Raw genomic sequence first — 12384 nt, forward strand, 5'->3', positions numbered from 1 at the left:
CACGGGGGCGTCAGCCCCTCCGAGCCGCAACGGCCTGCGCCAGACGGTCCAACTGCGCTGCGGTGGTGGACCAGTCGATGCACGCGTCGGTGATCGACTGACCGTAGGTGAGCTCGTCCGCCTTGCCCAAGGTCAGGTCCTGACGGCCGGCCTCGATGAAACTCTCCAACATGACGCCCGCGATTCCCTGCTCGCCCTCGGTCAGACGTCGGGCAATGTCGTCGAGCACGATGACCTGACGCTCATGGTCCTTGCTGCTGTTACCGTGGCTCGCGTCGATGACCACGCGCTCGGGCAGGTTCGACTTACGCAGGCGGGCAAGGGTGTCCGCGACTGTCTCGGCATCGTAGTTCGGTCCGTCGCTACCACCACGAAGAATGACATGGCAGTCGGGGTTGCCCGCGGTACGGATCAAGGCAGCCTGGCCGTCGAGGTCCGTTCCGGGGAACACGTGGCTCGCTGCCGCGGCGCGGGTGCCGTCGACGGCTACCTGCACATCACCTTCGGTGGAGTTCTTGATACCGACGGGCATGGACAGCGCGCTGCACAGCTGACGGTGAACCTGACTGGCGGCGGTCCGGGCGCCGATCGCACCGTAGCTGACCAGGTCGGCAATGTACTGAGGCATGATCGGATCAAGGAACTCGCAGCCGACAGGCAGGCCCAGGCTCGACACGTCGAGAAGCAACTTGCGGCCGATACCGAGCCCGGTGTTGATGTCGAACGTGCCGTCGAGGTGGGGGTCGTTGAGCAGGCCCTTCCACCCGAGTGTGGTGCGCGGCTTTTCGAAGTAGACGCGCATGACGATGTGCAGATCGTCCCGCAGTTCTTCGGCCTTGGCGGCCAACCGGCGGGCGTAGTCCATCGCCGCTTCCGGATCGTGCACAGAGCACGGACCGACTACGACGATCAAACGATCGTCGTCACCGTTGAGGATGTTGATGGTGTCGGCCCGACCGGTGCGCACAGTGGCGGCCGCGACCTCGTCCGGAGCGTGCTGAGCACGAACAGTCGCCGGTGACACGAGCGGACTGATACTCACAGTGCGCTGATCGTCGAGGCTGTCCGAAGCTGCGGTGGTGTCGATGGTGACAGTCATGGGGTTTTCGGTTTCCTGTTCTCAGGCCGACCCCAGAGATGAAGAGAAACTCCAGCGAGCCGGTCTGTAGTCCGGCTCTTGGGTGGAGGTTGTCAGCGCGTGGTTACGCCGGCAGGCCCACCCGGGGCCGGCCTGCTAAACCAGAAATAGACGCGCTGCATGTCGGCCACGATACCTCGAGTTCGGATCAGATGGGCGCGCCCCTCCACAACGAGCCGAATCCGAGGGGAGAGTCCCGTGGCACGAGCCCGTGACGAATGGCCAAATCCGCTGAGCGATTGGCGCTTTCGAGCAAGGCTGCGGCTACGGAATTCGAATACGTTGGTCAGGCACCTGCCAATGCCCGGAACATCAGATGGAGCTGCGCCTTCTCATGCCTGTGATCGAATCGACCGAAACCTTCAACCCGACGGTGTCCCGTTTTGCGACCGATACCCCCTTGCAGTCGACAAGAGATGTGGACGGCGAGTTCACCCGTCTGATCGATTCCTTGACACGACGCGGATTCCTGGCCGGTGCGGCGGCGCTCGGTGCACTAGGCGCACTCTCTGCATGTTCGAGCGAATCCAGCGGCACCGAAGCCTCCGACGAGTGGGTCGACATCGTCGTCGCGGACCAGGCCTACCGCCTCCCGCGGGACCCCAAGCGCGTCGTGGTGCTCGAAGCTCGAGGCGCCCTCGATTTTGCACTACTTGCCGAGTACCCGATCGTCGCGACCAATTGGGATCCGAAGTCTCAACTCATGCGCCAGGTACCCGCCGGCGCGGCTCGCCTCGGTGGGACGAACAACGAACCGAATGCCGAATCGATACTGAGCCACGACCCCGATCTTTTGGTCGTCGGGAAAGGCTGGTGGGATTACTACCAGGACAAGGGCCTGCTCGGCACTGACATCGCACCGGTGCTCGTCGTCGACGAGGGCACGACGAGCTCGTCGTGGAAGCAGGCCATGACCGCGCAGCTCACGGCTCTCGATCGCCGCGAAGTCGCCGAACGCGTCATCGCCCGATACAACGCCGAACTTGCGCAAGCGCGGGCCAAGATCGGTGGTCTCCTCGAAGGCAAGTCGATTGCGATCGCCGGCGCAGACAGCGGTCAGATCTGGCTGCAGAACAACACGTTCGCCGTCTCGGTTGCGCAGGACCTCGGCTTGAACGTCTTGACCGACGCTGCCCATGCCGCACCTGATCGGAAGGATTCGACTTTCTACAGCCTCGAGGAGCTTGCGATCTTCGACCAGGCCGACTTCGTCTTGCTACAGAACCCCGACGCTGTGGAAGCCGAGTCGCCCACGTGGAAACGAGTCCGCGCTGTCCAGGACGGCCATGTCGGGCATCTGCGATATGACCTCAACAACGGCCTCGCTCTGACTGCGATGGCCCTGGCCGCTGATATCGCCGAGCAGGTACAGGTCATGCGCTGACGTCTTCGGGATCGCCTTCCGAATCAGAAATCAACCGGATTCTCTGTCATACGAACAGTCGATACTGACTCACTCGGAAACGGATTATGTTGTCACCTGCCCGTGCTCTTCGCACGTCAGAGGGTGTTTCTCCGAACGCCCTGTTTCTCCGAACGCTAGGTGACCAATGACGCAGAACCCGTACTACGGCCAGCAACAACCGGTCGGCCCTCCGCCGGACAACAATCTGGTCTGGGCGATTCTCGTGACAGTGTTCTGCTGCCTCCCGCTCGGCATCGTCTCGATCGTCAAATCAAGCCAGGTCAACACTTTGTGGGCGCAAGGTCAGTTCGACGCTGCGCGAAAATCAGCTGACGATGCCAAGAAGTTCGCCTTGTGGTCAGTCGGCGCAGGTGTTGCCGTCGCTGTTCTGTACTTCCTTTTTGTCGTCGTCCTTGCCGGATCGAGTTCCCTGTGACCGCCGACGCCGACCGGCGACACTGATCGACGGCCAAACACCGAACTGCAATGACACCGAATTGTGGTGACACCGAGAACGATGACATATCACGACTCGCCGCACTGAAGGCGCCAGCGGCAGTTGCGTTCACGGCAATTGCGCTGTGCGCCTTCATCTCCTGGAGTGACCCCACCACACCTGGTGGGGTCATTCCCGTTTGTCCGACCAAAGCGCTGTTCAACGTCAATTGTCCCGGTTGCGGTAGCACTCGGATGGTGTACAGCCTCATCCACGGCGATTTCGGTGCAGCGATGCGTTTCAATGCCTTTGGCCTCGTGATGCTGCTTGCACTGGCGTTCACGTACGTCTCGTGGACGACCGCCCGCACCCGTGGAAGACCCGTCGTGCTCTGGCATCAGTTGCGCTGGTCACCGGCTGTGATCTTGACACTCGTGTTGATCTGGACGACGGTCCGCATAGCCCCGATCCCGATATTTGCCGGTCTCCGCGTCTAGGCCGGATCTCCTCACGCGTCCAAACGGAATACACGTCGCACCTGGCGTACGCCGTTGATCTGCACCTCGACGGCATGTTCGCCGGCGTAGTACTTCCGGGTGCTGATCGGTTTGAAGGAATGCCTCTTCGCGATACGGGCCGGCACCCCGGGTTCCAGCGTTCGTGTTGTCAGTTTGAAGACCTTGGGCGTCGTCTGCCCGTTGGCCTTCACGTGGTGGACGATGTAATCGATCACGACGGTGACGGACTCGCTGCCATTGTTCGTGACGGCGAAGTCGAAGGTGAGTTCTCCACCCGCATCAACTGTTTCGCGGTCGATGACGAATCCCTCGACCACGACGTCGGTGGGCGGCGAGAACCCCAAGAGGGACAGAGCATCTGGATCGCCGGCCTTGATCAACGTCCGCAATGCATGTTTGACGATTTTCAGTGTGTTGGCATCCGGTGTCTGCAGCCAACGCTTCGCAGTCGATACTGCGAGCGCAGCGTCAGCACGACTGAGATCGTTGAGATGGTTTGCGACCGAACGTCGTACATATTCCGAATCATCCCGATACAGCTCGTCGAGAATGACGATTGTCGACTCGGGACGCGCCGTCAATTCTTTCACTCGTCTTCCCCAGGGCAAACGAGTACGAGTGCCTTCGGTCGCCAAGCGCCGGACGTGTTCGTCTTCATGGCCGGTCCAGGTGAGTGCGATCGCCAGCGAACGGTCAAGGTTCGTTTCGAGAAATGTGCGAATTGCGAATTCGGCCGTCAGACGCGACGTCAACTCGGCAAGCAGAGCCATTCCCTCGTCGAAATCCGACTCGGAGCCACTTCGTGTCGCCGTGACGGCGACGGCTTCGGTCACCGGCCAGATCATCCAACCGGTGAAGGTCTCTTCTGAAAGCGCACGGCGGATGATCTCGGCGAAGGCCGGAAGATCCTGAGGCAGTTCGGCAGTCATCGCGTCCCGCACAACGCGCGTACGCTCGCCGAGACTCATACCGTCGAATTCGGATGTACTACCCCGAACGAGGGCGAGGCGTGTGTGACCGGAGGCTCGCTCTAGACAGCCTGCCAGATCGGCGACGACGGATTTCCCGAGCAGTTCGTCAGCGGTGGGCATCAGGGGCACACCGTGAGAGCGGAAATCCGATCACCGTCGAGAGTGAAATGGTGATGTAACTGGACGGGGCTTCCGGGAAAATCACCCTCGACCTTCACCGACACGACAACGGCCGAGCCTGGGGTGTTGACCGACTCGATCTTCTGGGTGAAGGTGAACGCCGTCGACACGGCGGACTTCCACGCCACGATTTCTTCGATCCCGACATACGTCCGGCCGTCGTCACGAACCACTGCGTCTTCGGTGAAAACGCCGCGGACGTCGCCGCCGTCGAAATACGCGCGCGCTGCGCCTGGCACCTTCGCTGAGTCGATCATTCGCGAAGAGTACTGCTGGGGTCCGACAGGTTCGGCGAACTCACTGCCCGAGCAGACGCCGCCAACTGAATCTCCATCAACAGCCTGGCCGACGGCTCGGAGAGGTCGGTATCCGTGATCTCCTCGACCCTCTTGATCCGATACCTGAGGGTGTTCGGGTGAATCCGAAGCTGCTCGGATGCACGTCGGACATCGCCCGAATGTGCGAGGTAAACGGAGATGCTTTCGCGCATGTTCGACCCGTTGCGTCTGTCGTAGACGTCCAGGGCGTCGACTCTCGGATCGTGCAGTTGCTCGTCGGCCGCAATGGTGTCCATGATTTCGCCCAGCAGCACCGGTGTGCGCGAGTCCGCGAGGGTGGTCACACGAACATCCCCCGACGTTCCGTCCAAGACCCGATCCACTTCGGCCCGAGCCTGGGCCACCTCCGCAAGCGTCGAAACCGGCGACGAGACCGCGGCCCGTAGCCCCGAAGGCGACACCTTGTCCAAACGCGCGACAACTTCGCGGGTCCACGAGACTGTGGATTTCACGGATTGGGTTCGCGGAAACAGCACATAGATCCGGGTGCCGACGGCACTCACCAGCGATTCACGCTGAAAGGCGCTGGCGTGCAGTCGCAAAGACGACACGAGTTCGCCCGAAGACGGCAGCCCACCGTTTCCGATACTCGCCACTCCGACCACCATCGCCGGTCCGGACATCGGGATGGTCAACGAGGCCGCGAGCGAAGGAACGTCGACACCGCCGCCGCGAACCCCGAGCAACCGCTGAATCTGTATCGCCTCGTTACTCGGCGCGTCTCGGATGCGCGAAATCAGCCGAGCAGCAACGGCCGCGGCACCGCGGAGCACGCTGTCGGCATCGCCGGCAATGGGAACCGGGCCTTCCTGCACCCAGATCGTGCCGAGAAGATCAGAGCTGAAACCGCTCTCCCCCTTGACATTGTCGGATATTCTCCGAATCGGAACCACCAACCGTCGCCTGATCGCGAGGTCGTCGTGAGCGGGCACCTCCACTACGTCGTCGCTTCGCCGCAGGCTTTCGAAGACGCCCCACTCCTGTAGCTTTCGGAGGTATTCGCGAGGTCCTTCGCGGCCGAGGATTGATTGCCGACGTAGCTCGTCCGCAGCATCTCCCGATGCCGAATAGGCCAAGACGTGGGAATGCTCGTCCTCGATGCTGACCATCCCCCGCGTGATTGCGGCGACGTTCTGCGCCAGCTCGAACAAGTCTGTGTCACTACCGAATACGATGTCGTCCGAATCCTGTCGGGACACCGAATGATCGAGCACGCCCCGGATGGTCGTGAACAATCGATCCCAACGAGCATCCGGATGGACCGCTATCAAGGCGATCCCGGCGCGCTGTGCCGCCGCACGCACCGACGTGTCCGAGGCCTCCTTCGACATGACGGCCCGAGGCGCTGATCCCTTCTGATCGAGGCGGTTCAGCCAGGCCGCCAATTCGGCTGCGCCGATACCGACAGCGAGCCAGACCTCAGAGGATTCGACGGCCGCGGTTCTGGGGCGCGTGAGGTCCCCGACCTCTGCGAACACCACGGAGTCGACGAAGACGTCATCACCTGACGGCGCGAGGACGAGCTCGACAAAAGCTCCGCCCAGCGCCCGAAGGACCGCGTCGAGCCTGACCCCACGGATAGACACGTACCACCCACTCTCCGGACCGTCGCAACGCCTCAACTTCGAGAATAGTGCATTTTCCTGCGAAAACGGTTCAGCCGATCGGACAAACACGGACACCGATGTTTGGCCGCTCAGCGGATTACTCGCCGACGTCTTTCGACTTGACTGGTTCACGACACGACAACTGCCCACTCCTGAGTCTGCCGAAGGATCGTCATGGACGCCGTTACCAATGTCCCCCACCCAGCCAACGAACCGGTGAACAATTACGCGCCGGGAAGCCCGGAACGATCGCGCCTTCGTACGAAACTGACCGAACTGGCCGAATCGCCGACCGACATCAGGCAGGTCATCGGCGGCATCCACCGAACTGCGGAAGGTAAGCGAGAGAGCGTTGTTCAACCACACCGTCACAGTTCGGTGCTCGGATCGTATGCGGGCGCAACCCACTCGGACGTTCGTGATGCCATCGACGCCGCCACACTCGCCGCCCCGGCCTGGCGCGACCTCTCGTTCGACGACCGCGCTGCGGTCTTCCTCCGCGCCGCCGATCTACTTTCCGGCCCGTGGCGCGAAACCATCGCCGCCGCAACAATGCTCGGCCAGTCGAAGACCGCATACCAGGCCGAGATCGACGCGCCCTGCGAACTGATCGACTTCTGGCGTTTCAACGTCGCGTTCGCACGTCAGATACTCGCCGACCAACCCGTTTCCGCTCCGGGAGTGTGGAATCGCGTCGAATACCGTCCACTCGAAGGTTTTGTCTACGCGATCACTCCCTTCAATTTCACCGCCATCGCCGGAAATCTCCCCACAGCACCGGCCCTGATGGGCAACACCGTGATCTGGAAGCCGTCACCCACGCAGGCCGTCGCGGCGTACCTGACAATGCAACTACTCGAAGCTGCCGGCCTCCCGCCCGGGGTGATCAATCTTGTTCTCGGCGACGGCCCCTTGGTGTCCGAGGTCGCGCTTGCCGACCCCCGACTGGCGGGTATCCACTTCACCGGATCCACCGCAACGTTCCAGCGTTTGTGGCGTGAGGTCGGAGCCAACATCTCGAACTACCGGACGTATCCGCGTCTCGTCGGCGAAACCGGCGGCAAGGATTTTGTACTCGCACACAGTTCCGCTGACCCGGACGTACTCACGACGGCATTGATTCGCGGGGCCTTCGACTACCAGGGCCAGAAATGTTCGGCCGCATCACGGGCGTTCATCCCGAAGTCGGTGTGGGCCAAGATGGGCGACACGTTCATCGACACTGTGTCGACGCTGAAGTACGGAGACGTCACCGACCTGACGAACTTCGGCGGCGCCGTCATCGACCAACGTTCGTTCGACCGAAACGCCGCCGCGATCGTCCGCGCCAAGTCGACCAGCAGCCTCACCATCGCAGCAGGCGGCGACTACGACGACCGTGAAGGATTCTTCATCTCACCGACGGTCCTACTCGGTGACGACCCGAGCGACGAAGCCTTCAGCACCGAGTACTTCGGTCCCATCCTTTCGCTTCACGTCTACGACGACTCCGCACCCAATGCCTACGCCGACATCCTCGCGCGCGTCGACAGCGGATCCGCTTACGCCCTGACCGGCGCCGTGATCGCCACCGACCGTGCGGCCGTCGATCAAGCTCATCATGGTCTGCGGTTCGCCGCCGGAAACTTCTACGTCAACGACAAGCCGACGGGAGCGGTTGTCGGACAACAACCCTTCGGAGGTGCGCGGGCTTCGGGTACCAACGACAAGGCCGGTTCGCCGCAGAATCTGCTCCGTTGGGCGTCGACACGCACCGTCAAGGAAACCTTCGTTCCTCCCACCGATCATCGTTACCCCCACCAGGACGTCGATCCAGCCGAGAGCGAGAACCGTTGATGAGTGCCGTCTCGCTGAGCAACCCACTGCGCCCGGTGCTCCTCGCGGCGGCACGCTCGTCGCGACTGGAGAAGACAGTCTCCGGGATGACCTTGACCCGCAAGCTTGTAGACAGGTTCGTCGCCGGGGACGCGGAACCCGCAGCGATGTCAGCGGTGCGCAACATCCTCACCAGTGGCCGGTTCGTGACGGTCGACTACCTCGGCGAGGACACCACCGATCCGGCTCAGGCAACAGCTACCGTCGATGCCTATCTCTCCCTTCTCCGCTCGTACGCAACGCTTTCCGAGATTGCCGGGACGCAACACTCCCTGGAGGTTTCGCTCAAGCTCTCCGCGTTGGGGCAGTCACTTCCCGGTGACGGCGAGAAGATCGCCCTGGCGAACGCTCACCGAATCGTCACAGCGGCAGACGAAGTGGGCGCGTGGGTCACCGTCGATGCGGAGGATCACACCACCACCGACTCGACACTGTCCATCGTCGAAGAGTTGCGCCGCGACTTCCCGACGCTCGGCACGGTCCTGCAGGCGTATCTACACCGCACCGAGGCCGACTGCCGGCACTTCTCCGGATCAGGTTCACGAATTCGGCTGTGCAAGGGTGCATACAAGGAACCGGCCGGCGTCGCGTTCCAAAAGGCCGCCGAAGTCGACGCGTCGTACGTGCGTTGCCTGAAGGTCTTGATGGAAGGTGACGGATACCCGATGGTGGCCTCCCACGATCCCACCATGATCGACGCCGCCCTCGGACTCGCCACACTGACCGAGCGGACAGCCGCGGATTTCGAGTTCCAGATGCTCTTCGGCATCCGCGACGGCGAACAACGCAGATTGGTAGCCGAAGGCAATCACCTGCGGGTCTACGTTCCCTACGGCAGCCAGTGGTACGGCTACTTCATGCGTCGCCTCGCGGAAAGACCGGCCAACCTCATGTTCTTCATGCGCTCACTCGCTTCCAACAACTAGACACCGGAAACCGGTGGCAGCGGTGGCAACTCGAGGTTTTCGCGAAAGGTACCGCCGACGTAGTCGGATCCCACGATTCCGCGCTTGCGCAGCTCCGGCAGCAGCCCGTTCGTGACGAAATCGCGTGTACGCGGATCCGCAAGGTCACCGAGCGTGATGACGTCGAGTACGCCCGCGTCGTATCGTTCCTCGATCGCGTCCGCGAGCTGTTCCGGGGTGCCCGCCGCTGCCCAGTGGCCGGTGTCCTTGGACGCGATGATCAACTCACGCAGAGTCTTTCCTTGTGATGCGAGCTTGCCGAAGATCTCGACCCGGCCCCGTCGTCGATTCACCGACGACGGGTCCGGCAACAACGACTCCGGGATCGGCCGATCCAGCGGCAATTCCGAGAAATCCACGCCGCCGCCGAACATGTCGGCAAGCCTGGTGCGTCCGGCGTCGAAGTCCGTCGATTCCTCGGCTTCTCTGACCAATCGTTCGACTTCGGCTTCGGTAGCGCCGTACGTTGCGTGGAACGAGCTGAAAATCAGTGGCAGTTCGTCCCCACGCCCCAACTCTGCCGCCCTGGCGCGGATCGTCTTCGTGTAGGTGACCGCGTCCTCGAAGGTTGCGAGAGAAGTGAATACGACCTCGGCGAAGCGAGCACCCAGTTCGATACCTCCGGCAGATTGGCCTGCCTGGAATTGGACCGGACGACGCTGCGGCAGGGATGGAATGTTCAACGGCCCCTGCACGGTGAAGTACTTGCCTCGGTGCTCGATGGGGACCACCCTCGACGGATCTAGCACCGCAGAGCCCTCTCCCCGGATCAAGGCGCCGGGCTTCCAGCTGTCGAAGAGCGCGTTGACCACCTCGAGCGATTCGGCCGCTCGGGCGTACCGCTCCTCCGGACTCGGCAGGTCCAGGTCGCTGTAGTTCTCTTCTCCGAGTGAGGAAGTGACGGCATTCCATGCGGCTCGACCATTGCTGACGTGGTCCAGGGTGCCGAACAACCGTGCCAGGTTGAATGGGTGATGAAACGTCGTCGTGACGGTGGCGATGAGCCCCACATGGGTGGTGACCGCACTCAGCGCGGCAAGGAAGATCAACGGCTCCTGCGCACCGATCGCGCCCTGCGCACCGAAACTCAGCAGGTCGGCGGCAAACAGTCCGTCGATCTTGTTCGCCTCGGCCGTCTTTGCGACGTCGATCGCGGACGCGACCGTCGAAGTCGTCGGATCGATCGCGGCGTCGTAGATACTCACCGCCCCGCTGACACCGGTCACCGTCTTGAGTGGACGCCTACGATCGGCCGCCGACCATCCTCCTGGCTTCGCGAAATCTGTTCCGAATTCACAACGCTAGACCGATCCTGGCTCCCGACAAGGTATTCACTCAGCCTGGTTCTATCCCTCCGAACGCCGCTTGGTCACGCCCCGGATTTACGGGCACGATAGGCGGCGACGTGCGCCCTGTTCCCACAGTTCCCGGTGTCGCAGTATCGCTTCGAACGATTGCGCGACAAATCCACGAAGACCGCTTCGCAGTCCGGGGCCTCGCACCATCGCAACCTCGAGAATTCGTCGGTTCGGATCAGATCGAGCACACCCATCGCCGCTTCTGCGGCCATCCGGTCCACCAGTGGCGAATCGTCAGCGGTGACGTGCAGGTGCCAGCCGAGGTCGTCGTGCCTGGTGAGCCGCGGCCTCGCGCCCGATTCGAGTAGCAGTGTGTTCACCACCTCGACGGCGTCGTCCACTCCCGCGGCTTCCCAGAACTTTCGCAGTCGTGGACGCAGCGCACGAACCGCCGTCAATTCCTCCGGTGTGCCGTCCCGCCTGCCGGTCCAGCGATCCGCGTCGAGAAACCGTGTCAGCTCCTCTTGATCCGGAAGCAGTTCGGCCCCGCCGCGGGCCGTGTTGACCAACGACGCGGCGAAGACGAGCGCCGATTCCGTGTCACCAGCAAAATGCACTTTGACTCCTGAGCCGTATCAACCTAATGTCAGCATCGTAATCGCTTTTACTCCTGACGGGTGACGACGTGAACTCTCGCAACGGCTTGATCTTCGCTCTGCTGTCCGCGGCAACGTTCGGCGTATCGGGCCCGTTCGCGAAATCTCTCATCGAATCAGGGTGGTCCCCCGGCGGCGCAGTGTTCGCGCGCGTTGCCGGCGGCGCACTGGTGATGATGGTGATCGCCTTAGCCACCCAATGGCCTCGCCTACGACAGGTGAGCACCCACACGCGAACGGTACTGCTGTACGGGGTCTTCGCGATCTCGGGCGTTCAACTGTGCTTCTTCAATGCCGTGCAACATCTTTCGGTCGGCGTCGCATTGCTTCTCGAGTACCTTGCACCGATCATCGTCATCGGGTGGGTGTGGATAACCAAGGGCGCGCGTCCGAGCGTGCAGACGCTTCTCGGTGCGGCGGTGGCCTTGATCGGCGCCGCCGTGGTGATCGACGTCTTCGGATCGGCGGAGATCAGTGCCGTCGGAGTCGCCTGGGGACTGGCCGCCGCGGCATGCCTTGCAGTCTATTTCGTCATTTCCGAACGTGCGGACGGTGATCTCCATCCAGTTGTGCTCGCGGCATCGGGGCTCACGGTCAGTGCAGTGGTCATCGGCGCGCTCGGACTCGTAGGCGTCCTCCCCCTCCAGTTCTCGGCCTCGAACGCAGTCGTGGCAGACCATTCGGTGAACGTGTGGCTGCCGGTGGTGGTCCTGGTCCTGGTCAGCACTGTCATTGCCTATCTCACCGGCATCGCCGCGATCACGCTGCTGGGGCCGACAATCGGGTCTCTGGTAGCGCTGACCGAAGTGCTGTGCGCGGTCGTCGCCGCGTGGATCCTGGTCGGGGAATCCGTCACCGCACTCCAAGCTGTAGGTGGCGCAGCAATCATCGCGGGGTTGGTCCTCGAGCGCCTCGGTCAGGTTGCACCGAAACAGATACCGGCCGACCCGATGACAAATGTCATGGCAGAAGAATGACGGACAGACGAGGGATCACG

Annotated in this window: 12 protein-coding genes; 6 read left to right on the top strand and 6 right to left on the bottom strand. The window is 62.4% G+C overall.

The genetic code is table 11. The annotated features are described in order from the left end of the window. Positions 1 to 10: 10 nt before the first annotated feature. A complete protein-coding gene (locus BH682_RS22870) occupies positions 11 to 1099 on the bottom strand; it encodes a 3-deoxy-7-phosphoheptulonate synthase (RefSeq protein WP_003940571.1) in 1089 nt (362 codons plus the stop codon). 373 nt (positions 1100 to 1472) lie between these two features. Here BH682_RS22870 and BH682_RS22875 point away from each other — a divergent pair, with 373 nt between their 5' ends. The 3 genes from BH682_RS22875 (at position 1473) to BH682_RS22885 (ending at position 3476) form a co-directional block, all read left to right on the top strand. Further along, the gene (locus BH682_RS22875) at positions 1473 to 2522 is read left to right on the top strand and encodes an ABC transporter substrate-binding protein (RefSeq protein ID WP_075835443.1); all 1050 of its coding nucleotides are present in this window, start codon (positions 1473 to 1475) and stop codon (positions 2520 to 2522) included. Between the two features lie 166 nt (positions 2523 to 2688). Further along, positions 2689 to 2979, top strand: a complete 291-nt coding sequence (locus BH682_RS22880) for a CD225/dispanin family protein (RefSeq protein ID WP_003940575.1) — start codon at positions 2689 to 2691, stop codon at positions 2977 to 2979. A 50-nt stretch (positions 2980 to 3029) separates the two neighbouring features. Beyond that, positions 3030 to 3476, top strand: a complete 447-nt coding sequence (locus BH682_RS22885) for a DUF2752 domain-containing protein (protein WP_003940294.1) — start codon at positions 3030 to 3032, stop codon at positions 3474 to 3476. Positions 3477 to 3487: 11 nt separating this feature from the next. On the opposite strand, the gene BH682_RS22890 is transcribed toward BH682_RS22885, so the two are convergent. Genes BH682_RS22890 through BH682_RS22900 form a run of 3 tightly spaced genes read right to left on the bottom strand, consistent with a single transcriptional unit; the run spans position 3488 to position 6572 of the window. Next, positions 3488 to 4588, bottom strand: a complete 1101-nt coding sequence (locus BH682_RS22890; RefSeq protein WP_075835446.1) for a DNA alkylation repair protein — start codon at positions 4586 to 4588, stop codon at positions 3488 to 3490. Next, positions 4588 to 4905 (bottom strand): nuclear transport factor 2 family protein, encoded by a 318-nt coding sequence (locus BH682_RS22895; protein WP_007733586.1) that lies wholly within the window; start codon positions 4903 to 4905, stop codon positions 4588 to 4590. The genes BH682_RS22890 and BH682_RS22895 overlap by 1 nt, the downstream gene beginning before the upstream one ends. After that, positions 4902 to 6572: a PucR family transcriptional regulator gene (locus BH682_RS22900; protein ID WP_007733588.1), complete on the bottom strand. Its 1671-nt coding sequence runs from the start codon at positions 6570 to 6572 to the stop codon at positions 4902 to 4904. Before BH682_RS22900 ends, BH682_RS22895 begins: the two co-directional genes overlap by 4 nt. A 195-nt stretch (positions 6573 to 6767) precedes the next feature. Here BH682_RS22900 and pruA point away from each other — a divergent pair, with 195 nt between their 5' ends. Together pruA and BH682_RS22910 are read left to right on the top strand one after the other, a co-directional pair. Next, positions 6768 to 8429, top strand: coding sequence for an L-glutamate gamma-semialdehyde dehydrogenase (gene pruA, locus BH682_RS22905; RefSeq protein WP_030535314.1), 1662 nt, complete (start codon positions 6768 to 6770; stop codon positions 8427 to 8429). Beyond that, positions 8429 to 9394, top strand: a complete 966-nt coding sequence (locus BH682_RS22910; RefSeq protein WP_030535313.1) for a proline dehydrogenase family protein — start codon at positions 8429 to 8431, stop codon at positions 9392 to 9394. Before pruA ends, BH682_RS22910 begins: the two co-directional genes overlap by 1 nt. Here BH682_RS22910 and BH682_RS22915 read toward each other — a convergent pair. Both BH682_RS22915 and BH682_RS22920 read right to left on the bottom strand, forming a co-directional pair. Next, on the bottom strand, positions 9391 to 10659 hold the full coding sequence (locus BH682_RS22915) for an NtaA/DmoA family FMN-dependent monooxygenase (protein ID WP_075834205.1): 1269 nt from the start codon (positions 10657 to 10659) through the stop codon (positions 9391 to 9393). The two genes, BH682_RS22910 and BH682_RS22915, sit on opposite strands and share 4 nt — an antisense overlap. A gap of 143 nt (positions 10660 to 10802) precedes the next feature. Next, a complete protein-coding gene (locus tag BH682_RS22920) occupies positions 10803 to 11348 on the bottom strand; it encodes a CGNR zinc finger domain-containing protein (RefSeq protein WP_003939872.1) in 546 nt (181 codons plus the stop codon). 68 nt (positions 11349 to 11416) lie between these two features. On the opposite strand from BH682_RS22920, the gene BH682_RS22925 reads away from it, so the two are divergent. Beyond that, the gene (locus BH682_RS22925; RefSeq protein ID WP_064687615.1) at positions 11417 to 12364 is read left to right on the top strand and encodes an EamA family transporter; all 948 of its coding nucleotides are present in this window, start codon (positions 11417 to 11419) and stop codon (positions 12362 to 12364) included. Positions 12365 to 12384: the final 20 nt, after the last annotated feature.

Source organism: Rhodococcus sp. YL-1 (assembly GCF_001942025.1).
Lineage (GTDB): Bacteria > Actinomycetota > Actinomycetes > Mycobacteriales > Mycobacteriaceae > Rhodococcus_F > Rhodococcus_F qingshengii.

What these genes read in the sequence shown, in the direction of transcription:
- BH682_RS22870 (WP_003940571.1), bottom strand. Translation starts at nt 1,099, where the DNA reads ATGACTGTCACCATCGACACCACCGCAGCTTCGGACAGCCTCGACGAT.
- BH682_RS22875 (WP_075835443.1), top strand. Translation starts at nt 1,473, where the DNA reads ATGCCTGTGATCGAATCGACCGAAACCTTCAACCCGACGGTGTCCCGT.
- BH682_RS22880 (WP_003940575.1), top strand. Translation starts at nt 2,689, where the DNA reads ATGACGCAGAACCCGTACTACGGCCAGCAACAACCGGTCGGCCCTCCG.
- BH682_RS22885 (WP_003940294.1), top strand. Translation starts at nt 3,030, where the DNA reads ATGACACCGAATTGTGGTGACACCGAGAACGATGACATATCACGACTC.
- BH682_RS22890 (WP_075835446.1), bottom strand. Translation starts at nt 4,588, where the DNA reads ATGCCCACCGCTGACGAACTGCTCGGGAAATCCGTCGTCGCCGATCTG.
- BH682_RS22895 (WP_007733586.1), bottom strand. Translation starts at nt 4,905, where the DNA reads ATGATCGACTCAGCGAAGGTGCCAGGCGCAGCGCGCGCGTATTTCGAC.
- pruA (WP_030535314.1), top strand. Translation starts at nt 6,768, where the DNA reads ATGGACGCCGTTACCAATGTCCCCCACCCAGCCAACGAACCGGTGAAC.
- BH682_RS22910 (WP_030535313.1), top strand. Translation starts at nt 8,429, where the DNA reads ATGAGTGCCGTCTCGCTGAGCAACCCACTGCGCCCGGTGCTCCTCGCG.